Origin of the sequence: Corynebacterium sp. HMSC078A10, from assembly GCF_001811565.1 — a bacterium.
GTDB lineage: Bacteria > Actinomycetota > Actinomycetes > Mycobacteriales > Mycobacteriaceae > Corynebacterium > Corynebacterium hesseae.
Map to the genome: position 1 here is coordinate 55,225 of NZ_KV805204.1, position 19,317 is coordinate 74,541.

The following is a 19,317-nucleotide window of genomic DNA, read 5'->3' on the forward strand; positions in this document are numbered from 1 at the left end:
ATTTCGGGGCCGAGGATTTAAGGTAAGAGGCACACACAGCAGCAATTAAAGGAGCGCGCATGTTCGGCTGGGTTGCCATCGCCGCATCGGTCCCGGTGTGGCTGTACTTTTTCTACCGCCTCACGGCGCTGTTTCGGTTCATCCGCTCCGGCGGCCCCACGCAGCTAAACCGTACCGACCGCCCCCTGGCGCGCCTCGGCCGTGTGCTTATCGAAGTCTTCGGCCATACCCACTTCAAAGGCCGGCCGCTGGTCAATGCCGCGCACTGGCTCGTCATGGTGGGCTTCCTCTTCGGCGCCATCGTGTGGTTCGAGGCCTATATCCAAACCTTTGCGCCCGATAAAGGCTGGCCGTGGCTGGGCGACTGGCCGGTCTACCACTTCATCGAAGAGGTCCTCGCCATCGGCACCGTGCTGGGCATCTGCTTCCTCATTGGCGTGCGCCTGAAACTCGGCCACACCGAGCGCGGCAGCCGCTTCTACAACTCCCAGGTCTTCCCCGCACGCCTGGTGGAGGCCATCGTGCTCCTCGAGGGCCTCGGCATGCTCGCCGTCAAGGCCTCCGCCATCGCCACCTATGGCGGCGGCTCCCCGTGGGCTGATTTCTTGACCATGCGTGTGGCGGGGGTTATACAGGCGTCGCCAAGCACGGTGCAATTCTTTGCCCTGGTGAAGCTGCTGACGGGCCTGGTGTTCATCGCATGCATCGCGCGCTATTTCCAGTGGGGCGTGATGTGGCACCGTTTCATGGCCTTCTTCAACATCTTCTTCCAGCGCAACGCCACGGGTGAAAAAGCGCTGGGGGCTGTGCCCACGCCGGACCTGGAGGACCTCGAGCCGGGGAGCTGGAAGATGCTTCTCGACGCCTCCTCCTGCACCGAATGCGGCCGCTGCCAGGACCTGTGCCCCGCGTGGAACACTGAGAAGCCGCTGAGCCCGAAGAAGCTCATGATGGACCTGCGCCAGGGCGCGCTGGATAACTACAACCCGCACGAGGGGCTCAACGTGCTGGCGATGGCGGGCACGATTGATGATGATGTCCTGTGGGCCTGCACCAACTGCGGTGCGTGCGTGGACCAGTGCCCGGTAGACATCGAGCACATCGACCACGTGGCGGACCTGCGCCGGTTTAAGGTGCTGGCGGAGTCCGACTTCCCGTCGGAGCTGACCGGGTTGTTTAAGAACATGGAGACGAAGGGCAACCCGTGGGGACGCAATGCTTCGGAGCGCCGCGCGTGGATCGACGAGGCGCGCGCCGATGGCATCGAGGTGCCGATTATTGGTGAGGACGCGGAAGACTTTTCGGACCTGGAGTATCTGTTCTGGGTCGGTTGCGCGGGCACGTATGACGACAAGGGCCGCGCCACGACGCGCGCCGTGGTGGACATGCTGCACACCGCCGGCGTGAAGTTCGGTGTGTTGGCTACGGGCGAGACCTGTACCGGTGACCCGGCGCGCCGTGCCGGAAATGAGTTCCTGTTCCAGGTGATGGCGGAGCAGAACGTCGCCACGCTTAACGACGCCTTCCGTGGCGTCCCCAAAGGCCAGCGCAAAATCATCACGACGTGTCCGCACTGCTTCAACACGATTCGCAACGAGTACCCCGACTTCGACGGCCACTTCGACGTGCTGCACCACACGCAGCTGCTTAACCGTTTGGTGCGGGAGAAGCTGCTTGTGCCGGTGCCGCGCTCCCCGGAGAACCGCAAGCCGGTGACCTACCACGACCCGTGCTTCCTGGGCCGCCACAACAAGGTCTTCGACCCGCCGCGTGAGCTCGTGGAGGCGACCGGTGCGTCGCTAGCGGAGATGGACCACAACCGCGACGAGGCCTTCTGCTGCGGCGCCGGTGGCGCGCGCATGTTCATGGAGGAAAAGCTAGGCAAGCGCATCAACGAGTTCCGCTCGGAGCAGGCCGTGGCAACGGGCGCGGAACAGATCGCGACGGGCTGCCCGTTCTGCAACGTCATGCTCACGGGCGGCGTGAAGTCCATCGCACCGGAAACTCAGGTCAGCGATGTGGCGCTCATGCTGCGCAGCGCCATCGCCCCCTCCGGCGACCTCCCTGCCCCGCGCGAGAAGGCCTTCCTCGACACGCCTCGCCGCCTGCCGGTCTCCACCGCGCCTTCCCCGGAAGCACCCGCTGCGCAATCTGCACCGACAAGCTCCCCGCAGGCCCCCACCACAGCGCCGTCCGCACCAAGCGCTCCCTCTGCGCCGCAGGCACCTGCAGCGCCGACGCCTCCGGCTGCCCCCAGCGCTCCTGCAGCACCCACTGCGCCGCAAGCTCCGTCCGCGCCAACCGTGCCTACTGCTCCAGCAGTTCCTTCCTCCCCTGGCGCTCCGATTGCACCGGCGGCTCCGGCTGCCCCCAGCGCACCCGCCGCGCCGTCCGCACCGACACCACCGGCTGCCCCAACGGCTCCATCCGCCCCTGGAGCACCGGCGGCCCCCAGCACACCTCAGGCACCCGCAGCTCCGACTGCGCCAAGCGCGCCGCAAGCACCCGCAGCGCCTAATGCGCCGGCGGCTCCTTCGGCACCGAAACCTCCAACTGCGCCCAGCACTCCTGCAGCGCCGTCCGCTCCGACACCACCGGCGGCACCCAGCGCACCCGCGGCACCAAAGGCTCCAGCCGCGCCCAGCGCACCTCAGGCGCCCGCAGCGCCGGCTGCGCCCAGTGTGCCGGCTGCTCCAGCAGCGCCAAGCGCACCAGCCGCACCGAAGGCACCATCTGTGCCAGACGCGCCAGCGGCGCCGAAGGCTCCGGGGACGTCGGCAAGCAAGGGCGACTAGTGCGACGTCGGCCACACCACCAACGCACGGGGTAGGCGTGCCTGATACCCCACAGGTACGCTCTACCCCATGCAAACTGACGTGACCTACGTCCTCGCCTCGGGCGAGACCAACTACACCAACTCGCTGGTGTCCTTCGCATGGATTATGGCGGTGGCACTGTTGGCGCCGTTGGTATCCCATGCCCTGGGTAAGAAAATGCCGGCCGTGGCGCTGTTGATTTTCTTCGGCATGCTCATCGGCCCATCGATGTTGGGCCTGGCCCATGAAGACCCCGGCATCGGCATGCTCAAGGAGCTTGGCGTTGGCGCGCTGTTCCTGCTTGCGGGCTTTGAAATCGACCTCGCCAGCCTGAAATCGAAAGAAGCCGCGACGGGGCTCTCCACCTGGCTCATCTGCATGGTGGTGTGTGGCGTCGGCGCGTACTTCCTCATGGATGACATCCCGGGTGCCATCGTCATGGCAATTGCTTTGACGTCGACGGCACTGGGCACCATCACACCGATGCTCAAGCAGGACAAGCTGCTTGGCACGCGGGTAGGCGATTCCGTGGTCATCCACGGCGCCATCGGTGAGGTCGCGCCGATTACCGCGATGGCGCTCCTTTTGGGAACGCGCTCCACGTGGACCACGATGTTGATTCTTCTGGCCTTCATCGCAATCGCGGTCGCCGTGGCCATCATGCCCTTTGCCATTACGACGCTCATGCCGTGGTTCAAGGACGCATTCATCTCCGGAGCGGGCTCCACTAACCAAACCATCATGCGCCTCATCATTTTGATTCTGGCTATCCTCATGGCGGTCACCGCGGTCTTTGAGCTCGATATCGTGCTGGGTGCGTTCGCGGCGGGCATCATCCTGAACCGCATCGTGCCCGACGAGTTCCATAAGGGCTTGGAGAACCGCCTCGACGTGGTGTTTTATTCCATGCTCATCCCGGTCTTCTTCGTGGTCTCCGGCATGGCGATTGACTGGAAGGTGATCATGGATGAGCCCCTCAAGGTCCTCGGCATCCCGCTTCTCATCCTGGTCACCCGCGGCCTTCCGGTGTTCCTGCGCGAAAATATCCACCACACGGGCTCCGACGTCGAAACCACCCGCGAGCGCCTCCAAGTGGCGCTCTATGCGGCAACCGGCCTGCCCATCATCGTGGCGGTCATGACGCTGGCGGTGGATTCGGGCATCGTCGATTCTGAAATCGCCTCCATCTTCATCGCCGGCGGTGCCCTCACCGTCGCAATCTTCCCGTTCCTCTCCGGCCTCGTGCGCGAAAAGGAGCAAGCTAAATAGGCTGCTAGGATGGCTATTGTGACTAATCCTTTCAGCATGCGGCTTTCCGACGCCGAACGGACCAACGCCGTCAACGACCTCGCCCAGGCATTGGGTGAAGGCCGTCTATCGATGGACGAGTTTGAACAGCGCACCGACGCGATAATGGAGGCGACGACTCGCCGCGAGCTGGCGGCCGTCTTCATGGATATCCCCACCAAGGCCAGCACGGAGCTCAAGATTTACTCCCAAGGTGAAATGGAGCGCGCCTACCAGGCTACGAAGAAGCCTCGACTGGCCACGGCCATGGTGGGCACGCTGGGGTTGTTGTTCGGCTCGATTGCATCTTTCGGTGCCATGTCCGGCGTCACCGCCGCGCTGACCGGAACGGGTTTGCTCTTCCTCATCCCCGCGCTGTGGATCTTGCTGTACGTGGCCAAGGTGGGCCCGGAATCCTGGCACCGCCCGTCGCCGCGCCAGATCGAGCGCCAGCGCATGCGCGAGCTCAAGGCCGCGGACGCGGAGGAACGCGCGCAGATGCGGGCGTTGGAGCAGGCGCAGTGGGCGGAGAGGCGTCGTCAAGCAAGCGAAATCACCGGCGATGCGATGAATCTGGCCAAACGCAAGCTGGAGCAGTGGAACCAGAAGTAACATATCCGGCATGACACACAACCGGATTTTTGATCAATCCACCAAACTACAAGGCGTTGCCTACGATATTCGCGGCGAGGTTTCCACCGAGGCCGAGCGCATGGAGCTCGACGGGCACAGCATCCTGAAACTCAACACCGGCAACCCGGCGGTGTTTGGTTTCGATGCGCCGGACGTCATCATGCGCGACATGATTGCGGCGCTGCCGACCTCGCAGGGCTACTCCACGTCGAAGGGAATTATCCCGGCGCGTCGCGCGATTGTGACGCGCTATGAGCTGGAGGATTTCCCCAGCTTCGACGTCAATGACGTGTACCTGGGAAACGGCGTCTCCGAGCTGATTTCGATGGTCACGCAGGCGCTGCTTGACGACGGCGATGAGGTTCTCATCCCCGCCCCTGACTACCCCCTGTGGACGGCGGCGACGTCGCTGGCGGGTGGCACACCCGTGCACTATTTGTGCGATGAGGAGGATGATTGGAATCCGTCCATTGAGGATATTCGCGCAAAAGTAACGGAGAAGACCAAGGCAATTGTGGTCATTAATCCGAATAACCCGACGGGTGCGGTGTACTCGCGTGAAACGCTGCAGAAAATCGTTGAGGTAGCACGCGAATACAATCTGCTCATTCTGGCGGATGAGATTTATGACCGCATTCTTTATGACGGTGCGAAGCACATTTCGATTGCCTCCCTGGCGCCGGATTTGCTGACGATCACGTTTAATGGCCTGTCGAAGGCCTACCGCGTGGCCGGCTACCGCGCGGGCTGGATGGTGCTGACGGGCCCGAAGTCCCATGCCCGCGGTTTCATTGAGGGCCTGGATTTGCTGGCGGGCACGCGCCTGTGCCCGAATGTGCCGGCGCAGCACGCAATTCAGGTCGCGCTGGGCGGGCGGCAGTCGATTTATGAGCTCACCGGCCAGGGCGGGCGCTTGCTCAAGCAGCGCAACATTGCCTACGAGAAGCTCAACGAGATTCCGGGCGTGTCCGTAACGAAGCCGATGGGCGCGCTGTATTGCTTCCCGCGCCTGGACCCGGAGGTGTATGAGATTCACGATGACGCGAAGCTCATGCTCGACATCCTGCGCGCAGAGAAGATCCTCATGGTGCAGGGCACCGGCTTCAACTGGCCTACGCCGGATCACTTCCGCGTGGTCACGCTGCCGTGGGCTTCGCAGCTGGAGAACGCGATTGAGCGGCTCGGCAACTTCCTGGTGAGCTACCGCCAGTAGCACTGCACGCTACTGACAACTAGGCTTCCCACGATCGGGCAGGCGTAAAGGGGCGCGCTCGGCACAAAAGCGTGCGCGGCCCCCTTGCCTCAAGCACTAGCGGTCGGGCGGAGCGGGGCTTCCCGGCTCGGAAGGTGTGGATGCCGGCGGCGTGGCGGGGTTGCGGGGAGGGGCGTATCCATGGCCCGTGCCTGCTGTCTCGTGTTCGCGGATGCGCTGGGCTCGCGGCGCGCGATGCGGGTGGGCCGGTTCCCGCGGATCGCGGGGCCCAGCCGGCACCCATTTAATCTTGCCGTTTTCGCGCACAATGCGGCCGCGACCCGGCAGGCCGTTGATGGCGTTGTGGTATTTGCACAGCGGGGTGAGGTTCTCGGGGTTCGTTTCGCCGCCGTGTCTCCATTCTGTGATGTGGTGTATCTGGGAATAATCGGCGCCGCACAGGCAGCGATCCCAGGCGCAGGTGGGTTGCTCGCCGCACGCCATGATGCGCTGCTTCTCCGAGGCGACGCGCTGGGTGCGGTGGAGTTCCACGGGGCCTTTGACGCGGTCAACAATCATGACGAGGCCTTCTTCGGCGAGCTCGCGCTCGATGAGCTCTTTGCCCGTGATCTTGGCGCCGTTGGATAGCTGAATCACGATGTCCCCAAGGTCTGGGGCTGCGTTGTCCTGAGACTCGTCGGCGCAGGGCTGGTCCGAAGTAGAATTTGGGGGTATTGGAGCGGTGGAAGCAGGAGCCGCGGAGTCGGGGCGCGGGGTGGACGGATCACCGAGGCGACCCAGGATTGTGGCGTACTCGGGAAGCTCCATGACGGCGAGGGTCTGGGCTACCGGGCGGGCGAGGCGGCCCTCGCGAAACGCAGCCGTAAAAGAGCCGACCGGATCGTCCTCATCGATGTTGGGGCGCAGGTCCTCGATGAGCGCGGCCGGGGCCGTGAGCGTGAGCTTCGACAGCTCCTTGCCACGGCGAATTGTCACTCCCGGCTTCGGCGCAGGCGGCGGGCTGAGCTCGCGAATGCGCTTGCGCGCATAGCGGGCCACGGCCTTTTCATCGCCAGCGATTCCGCACAGCTCAATGCGCAGATCCCACGCCTGATGCTGCTTCTTCAACCTTCCCGCGAAGCGTTCAATGAGCAGCAACGTGGGCAGGTCGTGTCCGTTGGCACGGGCGGCCGCAACGGCACGCGCCTGTTTGCGGGTGAAGGAGGTGGAGGCAAAGTAGACGTCGAAAAGCGCCAGCAGAGAGCGTGCCGCAGACTCCGGACCCCACGCCCGGAGCTGCTCGAAGCTGAGCCCCGCAACGCCGGCGACGAGCTCGATGCCCGCCGCCTGGCTGCGAAGATGCGCTTCCACAAGGTTCATGCCAGCAACGCTAAACGCCCCACCCGCACCGCACAACGGCGCCGCCGCCAGCCTGTGGATAACTTGTTGATCGCGTCATCATTAGTTTTCTTTTTAATGAAACTCATTCACAATGATAGGCATGACTAACCTGAATCCGTGGCGTACTGGGCTCATCAGTTTTCTTAGCCTCACCGCTCTGATAACGCTTGCGGGTTTGTTTCTACTACGCCCCACCACCCCGCCATCCGAGCACACCAGCGCCGATTTCTTCGCTACCTATGCGCTCAATCAGCCACAGGTGACCGGAACCGTCGACCGCATCGATCATCATCTTTGCAGCGACCCCCACGCCGGCCAAGCCTTCGACGAAGCCCCGCTGATTCCTGCCGCAAACGATGACACCAGTTGCACCCGTGCACTGATAGATCTGACCTCCGGCGAGGACACGGGGCGCAAAACCCAACTCATCTTCCACGGCCTGGCCAGCGACCCGACCTTAAACCAGGGCGATGAGATAATTCTTACCGTCTCCAGCGACGGCACCTATGCCTTCGCTGATTTTCAGCGCAGTGGAAACCTTGCGCTGTGGGCTATCATCACGGCCCTTGTCATTGTCGGCTTCGCCGCCTGGCACGGGCTGCGCGCGCTGGTGGGCCTTGTAATCAGCTTGGCAATCGTCTTCTTCTACCTCATCCCCTCCCTTATCGAGGGCCATTCGGCGCTGCCGCTGGCGCTCGTTACCTGCGCGGCCATCCTTTTCCTCGCCGTTCCTCTCGTGCACGGTGTGAACTGGAAGTCAGCCTCCGCCCTGGGAGGCGCAGTGGTGGCGCTGGCGTTGTCGGGGGCGCTGGGGTGGGCGTCGATAAGCAGCACGGCACTGACGGGTTCCAGCTCGGAGGATAACCTCAAGCTGCTGCTCTACATGCCGGGGGTTTCCGTCGTGGGGGTGCTACTGTGCGGGTTCATCATCGGTGCGCTCGGCAGCCTCAACGACATCGCGGTGGCTCAGGCCTCCACCGTGCGCGAGCTGCACGCCGCCGATCCGACGGTGGGGCCCGGCGCGCTCTTTACCTCAGCGATGAAAGTGGGCCGCGACCATATCGCCTCCATGGTGTACACCATCGTGCTGACCTATACCGGCGCGGCCCTTCCCCTGCTCATGCTCATCACGGCGGCGCAGCGCCCAGCCCTGCAGATCCTCTCCAGCGACCTCGTCGCCACGGAGGTTCTGCGCTCCCTGCTGGGCGCGATGGCCTTGACACTCGCGGTGCCGCTGACCACCGTGATTGCGGCGTTTACTGTGCCGGAAGGACGCGACCAAGCGCCTCGACGGTCCAGCCCGCGGCACGCCAAGCATCGACGCTGAGCACGTTGCGGCCGTCGATAATGTGGCGGCGGGCCACGAGTGCACCAGCCTCAGCCGGGTCGAGGTCGCGAAATTCCTGCCACTCGGTGGCGAGGATGACCAGCTCGGTGTCCTTGAGTGCCGCGCTTGCCGACGCCGCGTAGTTCAACGTCGGGAATACCTTCTTGGCATTCTCCATGCCCTCCGGGTCGTAGACCGTGACGGCGGCACCGGCCAGGGAGAGCGAACCGGCCACGGAGAGCGCCGGCGAATCGCGGACGTCATCGGAGTTGGGCTTGAAAGCGCAGCCCAGAACGGTGACGCGGTGGCCGAGGAGGGATCCGTCGAAAGCCTGCTTGGCCAAGTCCACGACGCGATCGCGGCGGCGCATGTTGATGGCGTCGACCTCACGGAGGAAGGTCAGAGCCTGGTCCGCACCCAGCTCGCCGGCGCGCGCCATGAAGGCGCGGATATCCTTGGGCAGGCAGCCGCCGCCGAAGCCCAAGCCCGCACCGAGGAATTTGCGGCCGATGCGTTCGTCGTAGCCGATGGCGTCGGCAAGCTTGACCACGTCCGCACCGGCAATCTCGCAAATTTCAGAGACCGCGTTGATGAAGGAAATCTTGGTGGCCAAAAAGGCGTTGGCGGAGACTTTCACCAGTTCCGCGGTCTGCAGGTCGGTCACGATGAACGGGGTGTTCTGCGCCAGCGGCTTGGCATAGACCTCGCGGGCAACCTCTTCGGCACGACTCTCGGCGAATTCGCCGACGCCGAGGACGATGCGGTCCGGGGTGATGGTGTCCTTGACGGCGTAGCCCTCGCGCAGGAACTCCGGGTTCCACGCAATCTCCACGCTGGTGCCCTCCGGGGCAAGCTCATTGGCCATCTGCTGCAGCTCCGCTGCGGTGCCCACCGGGACGGTGGACTTACCGAAGATGATGTGCTCGCCCTTCAAGCGCGGCACGAGTTCCGAAATGACGGACTTCACGTAGGTCAGGTCCGCCGCATAGGAGCCGTGTGCCTGCGGGGTTCCTACGCCGAGGAAGTGCAGGTTGGCGAATTCCGCGGCGTCGTCATAGCTGGTGGAAAAACCCAGGCGGCCAGACTCGATGTTGCGCTCGAGCACCTCCGGAAGGCCGGGCTCGTAGAACGGCACGCGGCCATTCTTGAGGGCTTCAATCTTGTTTTCATCAACATCTACACCGAGTACCTCGTGGCCGAGCTCCGCCATACAGGCGGCGTGAGTCGCACCTAGGTAGCCGGTACCAATAACAGTCATACGCATAACCGGCTATTTTAGGCGCTGCGCTACCGTCTCGCCCGGCGAGATGCGGATTGTTTAGCGGAAGTTTAGATAGGACTTCGACGGTGTAGGCCCGCGCTGACCCTGATACTTCGACCCCAACGCGCCGGAGCCATACGGGGCCTGCGCCGGCGAGGACATCTGGAAGATGGCCAGCTGGCCCACCTTCATCCCCGGCCACAAGGTAATGGGCAAGTTCGCGGTGTTAGACAGCTCGAGCGTGATGTGTCCGGAGAAACCCGGATCAATGAATCCGGCCGTGGAGTGCGTCAGCAGGCCCAAGCGCCCCAGGGAGGACTTGCCCTCCAAGCGGCCTGCAAGGTTGGCCGGCAGGGTGAACTTCTCCAGCGTTGCACCGAGCACAAATTCACCCGGATGCAGCACGAAGGCATCGCCCTCAGCCACCTCCACCTCGCTGGTGAGGTCCGGCATCTCCTGCTTGGGGTCGATGTGCGTGTAGCGCGAGTTATTAAACACGCGAAAGAACTTGTCTAGGCGCACATCGATGGAGGAAGGCTGGACCATCTCTGCGTCATAAGGCTCAATACCCAAGGCATCAGGCCCCTCTGAGTCGATGGCGGCACGGATATCACGATCAGAAAGAAGCACGGTTGATAGTCTACCTCCCCACTGGGCCTTTTATGGCCTCGGGCGGCGGCGGTGCTAAGCTTTACGACGATGCACATTCTGCATTGCGCCGACGTAGTTTAATGGTAGAACTGCAGCTTCCCAAGCTGCTGGCGCGGGTTCGATTCCCGTCGTCGGCTCCACGTATTTTCCCAGTTCATGGACTAATTTCATACCTACAGGATGGACCATGACAGCCCCTATCTTCACGCCCAAAACCACAGCGGAGCTTCGCGCTGAACGTGAGCATGTACTTCAAGATCTTGCGCCCCGCACAATCGATGAGCTCCGCGAACAGCGCGCGGTTGATCAAATTTTAGCCATCGACGAGGCCACTCTGAATCGGTATGAAGCCCTGTGCTTCGTTATCGGCGACTAGACAGACACGTTTTCTCTCAGAGCTACATCGTCCCTAGCCTGAGATTCAAAAACTACCCCCACGTCAATACCAGGGCGTGCGGTAACAAACCCCACAGGCAGGACACAATGGGCAAGCACGAACCAGCGGAAATCAGCGACGCACCCAAGAAGAAGGGCGTCAACCCCAACGCCATCATTGCGTTAATTCTGATCCTCGTCGGTCTCGGTGTCTTGCTCTACCCCGTCGTGGCCACGCAGTGGAACAACCACACCCAATCCCGCGCCGCCGAGGAATACGCCAAGCTGGAGAAGCAAGCCCCGCCAGAAGTACTGCACACCGCCTGGGAGGAGGCACAGGCCTACAACGCCCAGCTGGGCCAAATCAGTGTGGAAGACGCTTGGACCACCACCGATGACGAGAACTCTCCCGAGTACCAGCGCTACCGCCAATACCTGTCTGTGTTGTCAGAGACCGATGCCATGGGTCGCATCGTCATCCCCTCTATTGATTCCGATCTGCCCATTTATCACGGCACCTCAGAAAGAGCACTCTCCCGCGGCGCTGGCCACCTCTACGGCACGGACCTACCTGTCGGTGGCGTGGGGAACGGCGAGGGCAGGCACGCAGCGCTCTCTGCTCACACGGGTCTACAGAATGCCACGCTGTGGGACAACCTCACCAAGGTCAAGAAGGGCGATGCTTTCTACATCGCCGCCGGCGGCGAGAAGCTCAAGTACGAGGTGCACGATATTCGGGTCGTCGAGCCTGCGGACACCAGCTCGCTCCACCGTGAGCCAGGCCAGGACCTCGTTACGCTCATTACCTGCACCCCCTACGGTGTAAATACCCACCGCTTGCTCGTCACCGGCCACCGAGTGCCAATGGATCCGGAAGACGAGGCCGCATTCAACAGCTCTGGTATTCACTGGCAGTGGTGGATGTGGGCCATTCTGGCTGCCGCTGCCATCATCGTGCTTCTTCTCATCTACTGGTGGCGCAAATATGTCAGCAATGCCAAGGACACCGTGATTGACGACGACCCGCAGGACTCCTAACCGACAATGAGCATGCAATAAGGCCCGCCCTTCCCTGGTTATTGGAAGAGCGGGCCTTTTCTAAAGTTGCCGCAAGCGGTGGTTCTATGCCGGGCGACGTCGCAAAGCGAGGCACCCTGCCGCGACAATCGCGCCACCAGCGAGCGCCCACAGGCCTACGCCCTCACCACCGGTCTTGGGCAGTGCACCCTTGGTGATGTCAGCGACCTGAAGGACGCCGATCTTCTTCACACAGTTGGCAGCGGTGTCAGACTCAGCGCACCTATTACTGGTGATCGCGGTCCCTCCGGAGAGCACCTTGATGACTGCATTGCCATTCTGATCCCACTCCGTCGAGAACTTGATCGGCGCGGGCAGCAGGTTATAGCCGTTCGGCGCCTTCGTCTCGATGAGGTAATAAACGCCAGGGGCATCCAAGCCTTCGAGCTTGACGCGGCCTGTGGTGGTGGTCGTGGACTGCTTCACCACGGGGTTAGCATCAACGTTGACGCTGCCATCCGCGTTTAGCTTCAGGTTGCCGTTAGCATCACTGCGGTGGACGGTGAACTGCGCGCCGCCAAGCAAACCGTCGGTTTGGATCTCGTCCGGGTTGTCCGGGTTATAGCTCGCCTTTTCGAGCAGGACGTCCATCGTTTCCTTGGTCTCCAGCGGGATACAGTCAGTATCCTTCCAGCCGCCCATTTCTGCCTCATTCATGAGGCCAAATTTAGGCTCGTACAGGCCACCCTTGGTGTAGCAGCGGGTGTTTCCTGAAGGTTGGCTCGGGTAGCCGGCGGGTACAGAGGTGCTGTCCAGTTTTGAACGATCCAGCTTGAAGCGCACCGTTACCTCGTAGACGTGCTGCCCAGTGCTTCCGTCAACACCCTTGGGTTTAATGATCTTCGGAGTGTCATTCTTGTTGAGCTCAAAGGGGCCGGCACCTTGGTACGCACGCGGCTGGCTGGTCTTGTTGAACTCGTCCTTGAAGATCACAGTGGCCCCAGTAACCGTGGCAGCACCAACAAACCTCGGGGTGTCCGTGAGCTTGCCGTAGATCACGTCGTTGGTGTCGAAGCCAGTTGCGTCCGGTGCCTCAACTACGACGTTGTACTTCGCGGTATATTCATTCGCTGCACCAGGAACAGGTTGCGGTGTGCTGTCGACGGCAACCTTATTGAAACAGGCTTCAGTAGCGACGTTGTCATCTTCAGCCGGGCTAGACTCCCCGTCCGTAGCCTGGAAAGCAACCTTGTTCGGACTACATACCGTCTTGAGGTTCCCGTATTCATCTGTTCGCACCGGCGCAGAGACGACATACTCTACCTTCGCGTGCCCTGGAAGAGTACCAACATAGCCCATCATGTATCGGGACTCACCGTCCGCTCCGGATGGGACAATCATGCCTGCATAAATACCAGTTCCCGGCGCAATCTGATCAGGCCCGGGCTTTTGACCGTTGACCTCGGTAGATCCTGCTCCAAATCCCTCGAATTTCGCAGTGGGACCGGAAGCGTTCACTCCATAGTGAGTATCCGTTGGTAGGTATTCCCAGAATGTGCCGCCCGAACTGGTGTTATCCGTGGTGTTTTCCACGGAGATGGTCCAGAAAGTACGCACCTCGCCGTTTACCACCTTGGTCTCCGAGCGTTGCTTCTTCACCGCAATGTTTGATTGCAGCCCTGGCGGTGGCGGAACTAGGTCGGAGGCCGCGTCCGTGTTAAATGAAGCAGGCAGGTTGTTCATTATGTTGACCAGCTCGAACTTCGGGCTATCATCATCTGGGTTGGTGATCTTTAGCTCAAAGCCCAGCTGATTCGCATTCGCACTACCCGAGCCAAAGCCCAGGTTTCCATTGGAGTAGGTCCACGCCTTGCCCCAAGAAGCAGAGGGGTTCGAGATCGTGCGCCCATCGAAGGTCTTGATGCCGGTGAGATCCCAGGTCCTGATGTCGCCGGTCTGTGTGTCAATGCGTTCAAGGATAAGCTTGTCGCCTGCCTCAGCCTTACTCTGGAAACCCCACATATACTTCTGGGCCTGCGGGAGCACCGCCCAGTCCTCCGAAAAAGACTTCTGGTTTCCGAACACGCGTTTAGCAGTGACTTTGCCGACGTCGACCTTATAAAGGTGACGGCTACCAGAAGTGGACGTGTTGCCCACAAAGAATCCCTCGCTGGTGTACACGCCAGCGTTGAGGACATCCCGGTCGCCGCTCGTTTCAAACGGGGTACCGGTACTTCCGGCCTTTAAAATAGGCCCAAGATTATATACTTCACCGGTTGCCGGATTGATCTGAAGGAGATTTCCTGCCGGGTAGCAAGGATCACCATTTCGGCCGCGACTCTGGCTCACCGCATAGAGCCAGTTATCACTCGAATCAAAGGCTAGAGCATTGTACACCCAGGGAGTGGACTCTCCCACCTGGCGAAAGTCTCGGCCTTGGTTGACTTGACGGCTCAGAATGGAAGTGTCTCGGCGAAGATCCTTAGGTTCACTGGTTACAACGTAGACAGGGCTACCGTCGGCAAATTCAGCTGGGGTGAGATCGCGCTTTGGCTGTCTGCTTGTAACCGGATCTTGGCACTCCTCTTTCGCAGGAACGGTGAAGGAAGCTGTAAACACTGTATTGGCTGGCCCGCGGTGAACACCCTTAAACTGAATCTGTGCGGTGCCACCAATAGTAATCTGCGGCAGGGTGACTTGGTATTCCTTGGCGCTAATCCTTTTGTAGGTCACCTTCGCCTCATACCAACCTCCGTTGGCACCGGTGTAATAGATCGTCAGGTCATCAGGGTTAGTCGATAAATAACTGTTAACGCTGGATTTGAGGGTAACCACCGTGCCTTGCGGAATGGACAGCTGGCCGCCAAAAAGCTCATCGGCCGGAATCTTAAAGTTCGGGATATAGCGGCTTCCCTTGAGCACGTATCCATCGTTTACCATCGTGATGGTGCGGTCGCCTGCAGCGTACGGGGTAATGTTCGGCGCCGCCATCAGACGGGCTGGGGCCGCGTCAACGTCAGCAATATCAAGCGGCTCAGTCACCTCCGAAGGGGCTTCTAAGGCTTCGCTGGATTCAGGTGATGACGTGCTGGTAGTCTCCTCGGCTACTCCACGCGCATCGACGGATATCCCGCTCAGTTCGGAATCCTCTGCGACCGCCGGGGTCTTCAATGAGAAAGCTGCTCCCGCTGGCACGTCAGTAGAAAGGCCAGTGATGCGGAAAGTCACTGAAGAGCTGGTCGATTTTACAACGAGGTTGTCTCCTTCGCGGACGGGGATCACTTCGCCGTCGATAGTCAGTGTGTAGGCCGAGCCGTCGAACTCTAGTCCTGCAGTCTCAACAGTGAACTCCAAGTCCTCCACGGTTCCGGCGTCAATAACGTGGCCTTCAAACGTTGCGGAGTCGCCAGCAGTCAGGCTCAGCTGGTCTGCAGAATCGAGCTCAGCGCGCAGGGCCGTGGTTTGTGCTTCAGCGACAGCACCAATGATGCCGGGCAGAGCAGCCGGTGCAGCAACACCAACAATGAGAGCCAGTGCAGCAATGAACGCCGCTAAGACGCGCCAGCGGTACACTACCGGCTCGGCCGAGTGAGTATCTGTCCAGGACATTAGCGTCCCTCGCTTTCTGAATTCTTCCTGCGGCTAAAAGCAATCATCACGAAACCGGTAGCAATCAATGCCAACGCTCCGGCCACCACACCGAGTACTTCTGCACCGGTCATTGCCAATGAGCCTCCATTCCCTTGCGAACGGTTCGGGGAATCTGAAGTTGTGTTTGTACCAGATTCCGGGTTGTTAGGTGGCGTTGTCCCAGGCTCGTGCGGAGTCTCTCCTGGCTTTGTCGGTGGTACCGGGGGAATCAACGGAGGGAACACCGGCGGAAACTTTGGCGTTGTCCGCGGAGTACTCGAGGTTGTCGATGGAGTATTCGGGGTTGTCGGGGCCGTGGGGGTCGTCGGCGGCGTCGGCGTTTCACCCGGCTTGTGGGTCTTGGCCACAATCACTCCTGGCACTGGGTTCGGATTGTCCACCACTGTGTGGAACGGAACCACCACCACAAACGGACTAATCTCCCGGTAGGAGTCATCCGGGGCCGTCGACGTCACCACATAGAAACCATTGGCAAGACCACCAAACGTCACCTCTCCATTGGCATCGGTGACTTTCTCCGCGTGCATATCAGTGCGCCAATCACGAACCTCGTCGAGATTCGCGTTCCGTACGCGGGCTGCGTCGTCAGCGTTGGTCGGGTCCAAGCCGGCAAGCCGGGCCAGACGAATCGTAACTCCCTGAATCTTTCCCGCAGGCGCATGACCATCGTCATTCGGATTACCTTGTGTAAGCCGCACTGTCACCGTATCCGTAGCCATAGTGCGCTCCGAACCAGTGGACTGCTGCCCGGCAACCTGCACCGCTTCCGCAGCAACCGTGCCCGGCCCTGCGAACGCAACCGCACACGCTACTCCGACGGCAACCACTCGGGCCGACCATGCATTTGTCAACCTCTTCATCGCTTTACTCCCGCACGCTACTTTCCTTATTAATTACTTCTTGCACCCCGGTAGCCGCCTTCTGGCGCCGCAGCCACCAAACTAGCCAACAACCAATAACAATCACCGCAGCTAGCAGCACAAACATCCACCACTGCCAGCCCGGGCCATGGGAGCCTTCAAACAACGTTTCTTCCCCCGGCTCTAAGGCCACCTGATGGCCACGCACCAACAAGCGATGCGTATTGATCCCGTACGGGGTGCACGTAATCAACGTGACGTAATCCTTATTGGCGACTGGCCGCAGACTATCTACCTCACTCGGCAGAACCACTTGTATGTCATCTACAACATACTTCATTTTATGGCCAGCAACCTGGATATAGAATGCATCGCCCTTAGCGGCCGAATTGAGGTGATCAAACATCGTCGAATTTGATAGACCCGTGTGCCCGGTGATGACGGAATGAGTTCCTGCTCCTCCTACCGGCAAATCAGAGCCATACAAGTGCCCTAACCCACGCTGCAGTGTTTTGTCCGCAGTGCCATGAAACACCGGCAGATCGACGTCTATTGCTGGGAACACGAGGCGGGCCATCGCTTCGGTCTCACCCAACTGTTCCAGGTAAGCCTCATAATCGGGATTATCCACACCGATACGGTTCAGCCACGGATCCAAGATCGGACCCGACGTATGCTCCTCGTTGTACGCATGCGCAGCATCCCATACGGAGTCCTGCACCTGCGCCGGTGTCTCTTTGTCCAGTCGCGCATACTCTTGCGCCACCCGTGAGGCATTCCAGTTGTTCCAGGCGGTCGAGACCACTGGGTACAGCATCACCAACAACCCGACGACAACGATTACCGCCGGAAGAGCTAAGCCTCCACGGCGCCTGTGCCGCCTGCCAGTTTCTTGGCCTACCACCGAAGTCAACGACCCGCACCACCCAAAACAATGCCCCACGCGCTAGCGCAGCGCGACCGGGATTACAACGAAAGATAAAGATAGGGACCGGAATCTACGCCTAGTCCAGTCCCCTCATTGGGTCGGGCGGCCTACCTTGGCTACCCGACCCGCAGCGCAGACCACCATGGACAGTCTGCGCTACCGGAACTACGCCCGGCTATTAGTTACGCGCGGTACGACGAGCGAACCAAGCACCTGCCGCAACAATCGCTGCACCGATAGCTGCCAGGATGCCCACACCGGCGCCACCAGTCATCGGCAGGTTCGGGGTGTCGCGCTTGACGTTCTCAATCTCTGATACGAGGGTGATGGCATCGTCGCCCTCACCGGTCTTCGCGATATTCTCGCGGGTGAAGTCAATCTCGGTAACGTTCTTCTCCGGCAGTACATAACCAGCCGGAGCCTTGGTCTCCTTCAGACAGAACTTCTTCGTAGCCGGTGCTTCCTTGTTGTCCTCGAAATCCGTGACGTGCAGACCGTCGATGGTGATGGTGCCATCGGTACCCGTGGTCCATTTGTCCTGTTCCTTGACAGTCAGCTTCGCGCCCAAGTTAGCTGCCGAGGTGCACTGGTAGAGCTCAAACTCAGCGCCTTCCAGGACCTTGCCAGTCTCCTTGCCATCCTTCTTCACAACCTTCAGCTTGCCGTGGTAGGTCACGACCTCGTTGGTCTTGTTCGTGACCTCGTTACCGGTATTCGGGTTGTTGAAGATGACGTCAGCCTGGTTCTTCAGCTCAGTGGTGTCGCCAACCTCCTTGCGCTTAACCTCGAAAGTCAGGGACATTTTGTCACCGGACTTGACCTTGGCAAGACCAGCATCGGTCAGCTTCACGACAAGCTTGTTGCCGTTCTCAGCGGGGTTGTTCACGGAATAGTCGCCGGCCTCAAGAACGGTGTCGCCGGCCTTGACCTCGGTAACCTGCTGGAAGTCCAGGCGCTTGTCCAGCTGATCCTCGAAACGGAAAGCAGTCAGCTTCTTGCCTTCGCCCCAGGTTGGGGCATCCGCATTGATGGTGTAGGAGTAGGCGTCCTGGATGTTCTTATCCGCATCCTTAACGGTCTTCTCGGTCTTGGTTTCCGTGTTCTTCGGGTAGGCCACAACATCGTAGTTCCACGCGTCGGAGGCCTCGTTAACCATCGGCACCGACACGATGAACGGAGCACCAGAAACGATGCCAGCCGGAGCGCCGGTCTCCTCAACGAGGTAGATGCCCAACGGAAGATCAGTGAAGGCTACCTTGCCCTCAGCATCGGTGGTCAGCTCGAACGTCGTGTTAGTCTTGTTTTCGTCCTTGACATCTGCAGCCGACTTCGGGAAGGTCGACCAGTCACCATTCTGCAGGTCGTAGTCAAGCTTGGTGATCTTGTAAGTCACACCAGAAAGAGGGTCACCCGGTACGTTCCCCATCTCCCCACCGGTCGCGGGGGTGTCAGACTCAGCACCCTTCTTCTTGTAGAGGGTAATCGAACCCTTCTTGCTGAAATCGATGTTTGCCTTGTTCACGGCACCCTGCTCAACGGCAGGTGCTTCCTCGGCCAGGGCGCCCGGAGCGGAGATTCCCAGGGAGAGGCCTACGACTGCTGCGAAAGTGACCGAACGAGCGGTACGAGAGATCTTGTTCACGGAAACAGGTCCTTTACATGAGTTGTGTAATGAGACACCGCGCCTCATCAGCTGTACGCAATCCACTCCACACGGTTTACACACCATGGCCCGGCCCATCGCTAAGAGTCTTTCACCCACATAGAGCGACGTTCCCAAGAAGGTAAGGCACCTACCCGGGCCCCTAGCCTAAGTAACGGTAGCCTGTGGATTACATAGCTAGACCTGTGATGTCTAGCGACTTTTTGGACACGGAGTCCAGGATGTTTTTGGACGGGATGTCTAGTGGCTTTTTGG

General features: G+C 60.6%; 14 protein-coding genes and 1 tRNA gene. 8 read left to right on the top strand and 7 right to left on the bottom strand.

Annotation, left to right across the window (positions count from 1 at the left end):
• Positions 1–59 precede the first annotated feature (59 nt).
• The 4 genes from HMPREF2808_RS06005 (at position 60) to HMPREF2808_RS06020 (ending at position 5,949) form a co-directional block, all read left to right on the top strand.
• Positions 60–2,795 carry a (Fe-S)-binding protein gene (locus tag HMPREF2808_RS06005; protein WP_070624233.1) on the top strand — a complete coding sequence of 912 codons (2,736 nt, stop codon included), beginning with the start codon at positions 60–62 and terminating at the stop codon, positions 2,793–2,795.
• A 69-nt stretch (positions 2,796–2,864) separates the two neighbouring features.
• A complete protein-coding gene (locus tag HMPREF2808_RS06010) occupies positions 2,865–4,085 on the top strand; it encodes a cation:proton antiporter (protein ID WP_070624235.1) in 1,221 nt (406 codons plus the stop codon).
• 9 nt (positions 4,086–4,094) lie between these two features.
• On the top strand, positions 4,095–4,715 hold the full coding sequence (locus HMPREF2808_RS06015) for a DUF1707 SHOCT-like domain-containing protein (RefSeq protein WP_371325875.1): 621 nt from the start codon (positions 4,095–4,097) through the stop codon (positions 4,713–4,715).
• Between the two features lie 10 nt (positions 4,716–4,725).
• Positions 4,726–5,949, top strand: coding sequence for a pyridoxal phosphate-dependent aminotransferase (locus HMPREF2808_RS06020; protein ID WP_070624237.1), 1,224 nt, complete (start codon positions 4,726–4,728; stop codon positions 5,947–5,949).
• A 96-nt stretch (positions 5,950–6,045) separates the two neighbouring features.
• On the opposite strand, the gene HMPREF2808_RS06025 is transcribed toward HMPREF2808_RS06020, so the two are convergent.
• Positions 6,046–7,308: an HNH endonuclease signature motif containing protein gene (locus tag HMPREF2808_RS06025; protein WP_070624239.1), complete on the bottom strand. Its 1,263-nt coding sequence runs from the start codon at positions 7,306–7,308 to the stop codon at positions 6,046–6,048.
• 121 nt (positions 7,309–7,429) lie between these two features.
• Between HMPREF2808_RS06025 and HMPREF2808_RS06030 the strand changes: the two genes are divergently transcribed.
• Positions 7,430–8,656 carry a YibE/F family protein gene (locus HMPREF2808_RS06030; RefSeq protein ID WP_070624241.1) on the top strand — a complete coding sequence of 409 codons (1,227 nt, stop codon included), beginning with the start codon at positions 7,430–7,432 and terminating at the stop codon, positions 8,654–8,656.
• Here the strand turns inward: HMPREF2808_RS06030 and HMPREF2808_RS06035 are convergent.
• Together HMPREF2808_RS06035 and dcd are read right to left on the bottom strand one after the other, a co-directional pair.
• Entirely contained in the window at positions 8,586–9,914 is a 1,329-nt protein-coding gene (locus tag HMPREF2808_RS06035) for a UDP-glucose dehydrogenase family protein (RefSeq protein WP_070624243.1), read from the bottom strand. The two genes, HMPREF2808_RS06030 and HMPREF2808_RS06035, sit on opposite strands and share 71 nt — an antisense overlap.
• A gap of 60 nt (positions 9,915–9,974) precedes the next feature.
• Positions 9,975–10,547 carry a dCTP deaminase gene (gene dcd, locus HMPREF2808_RS06040; RefSeq protein ID WP_070523734.1) on the bottom strand — a complete coding sequence of 191 codons (573 nt, stop codon included), beginning with the start codon at positions 10,545–10,547 and terminating at the stop codon, positions 9,975–9,977.
• A gap of 87 nt (positions 10,548–10,634) precedes the next feature.
• Here dcd and HMPREF2808_RS06045 point away from each other — a divergent pair.
• From HMPREF2808_RS06045 to HMPREF2808_RS06055, 3 genes are all read left to right on the top strand, one after another.
• Positions 10,635–10,708: transfer RNA gene (locus HMPREF2808_RS06045), tRNA-Gly, on the top strand.
• A gap of 47 nt (positions 10,709–10,755) precedes the next feature.
• Positions 10,756–10,944, top strand: a complete 189-nt coding sequence (locus HMPREF2808_RS06050; RefSeq protein WP_070448130.1) for a hypothetical protein — start codon at positions 10,756–10,758, stop codon at positions 10,942–10,944.
• A 107-nt stretch (positions 10,945–11,051) separates the two neighbouring features.
• Entirely contained in the window at positions 11,052–11,981 is a 930-nt protein-coding gene (locus HMPREF2808_RS06055) for a class C sortase (RefSeq protein WP_070624245.1), read from the top strand.
• A gap of 84 nt (positions 11,982–12,065) precedes the next feature.
• On the opposite strand, the gene HMPREF2808_RS06060 is transcribed toward HMPREF2808_RS06055, so the two are convergent.
• The 4 genes from HMPREF2808_RS06060 to HMPREF2808_RS06070 all read right to left on the bottom strand — a co-directional run bounded on the left by HMPREF2808_RS06060 (position 12,066) and on the right by HMPREF2808_RS06070 (position 19,041).
• The gene (locus HMPREF2808_RS06060; protein ID WP_070624247.1) at positions 12,066–15,569 is read right to left on the bottom strand and encodes a DUF6923 family protein; all 3,504 of its coding nucleotides are present in this window, start codon (positions 15,567–15,569) and stop codon (positions 12,066–12,068) included.
• The gene (locus HMPREF2808_RS13020) at positions 15,569–16,471 is read right to left on the bottom strand and encodes a hypothetical protein (protein WP_082254423.1); all 903 of its coding nucleotides are present in this window, start codon (positions 16,469–16,471) and stop codon (positions 15,569–15,571) included. The genes HMPREF2808_RS06060 and HMPREF2808_RS13020 overlap by 1 nt, the downstream gene beginning before the upstream one ends.
• 4 nt (positions 16,472–16,475) lie before the next feature.
• Positions 16,476–17,414, bottom strand: coding sequence for a class C sortase (locus HMPREF2808_RS06065; RefSeq protein ID WP_052750529.1), 939 nt, complete (start codon positions 17,412–17,414; stop codon positions 16,476–16,478).
• Positions 17,415–17,577: 163 nt separating this feature from the next.
• On the bottom strand, positions 17,578–19,041 hold the full coding sequence (locus tag HMPREF2808_RS06070; RefSeq protein WP_046647569.1) for a SpaH/EbpB family LPXTG-anchored major pilin: 1,464 nt from the start codon (positions 19,039–19,041) through the stop codon (positions 17,578–17,580).
• Positions 19,042–19,317 lie beyond the last annotated feature (276 nt).

Coding starts and splice junctions, on each gene's coding strand:
- HMPREF2808_RS06030 (WP_070624241.1), top strand. CDS start 7,430: ATGACTAACCTGAATCCGTGGCGTACTGGGCTCATCAGTTTTCTTAGC.
- HMPREF2808_RS06050 (WP_070448130.1), top strand. CDS start 10,756: ATGACAGCCCCTATCTTCACGCCCAAAACCACAGCGGAGCTTCGCGCT.
- HMPREF2808_RS06025 (WP_070624239.1), bottom strand. CDS start 7,308: ATGAACCTTGTGGAAGCGCATCTTCGCAGCCAGGCGGCGGGCATCGAG.
- HMPREF2808_RS13020 (WP_082254423.1), bottom strand. CDS start 16,471: ATGAAGAGGTTGACAAATGCATGGTCGGCCCGAGTGGTTGCCGTCGGA.
- HMPREF2808_RS06060 (WP_070624247.1), bottom strand. CDS start 15,569: ATGTCCTGGACAGATACTCACTCGGCCGAGCCGGTAGTGTACCGCTGG.
- HMPREF2808_RS06005 (WP_070624233.1), top strand. CDS start 60: ATGTTCGGCTGGGTTGCCATCGCCGCATCGGTCCCGGTGTGGCTGTAC.
- HMPREF2808_RS06010 (WP_070624235.1), top strand. CDS start 2,865: ATGCAAACTGACGTGACCTACGTCCTCGCCTCGGGCGAGACCAACTAC.
- HMPREF2808_RS06020 (WP_070624237.1), top strand. CDS start 4,726: ATGACACACAACCGGATTTTTGATCAATCCACCAAACTACAAGGCGTT.
- HMPREF2808_RS06015 (WP_371325875.1), top strand. CDS start 4,095: ATGGCTATTGTGACTAATCCTTTCAGCATGCGGCTTTCCGACGCCGAA.
- HMPREF2808_RS06055 (WP_070624245.1), top strand. CDS start 11,052: ATGGGCAAGCACGAACCAGCGGAAATCAGCGACGCACCCAAGAAGAAG.
- HMPREF2808_RS06035 (WP_070624243.1), bottom strand. CDS start 9,914: ATGACTGTTATTGGTACCGGCTACCTAGGTGCGACTCACGCCGCCTGT.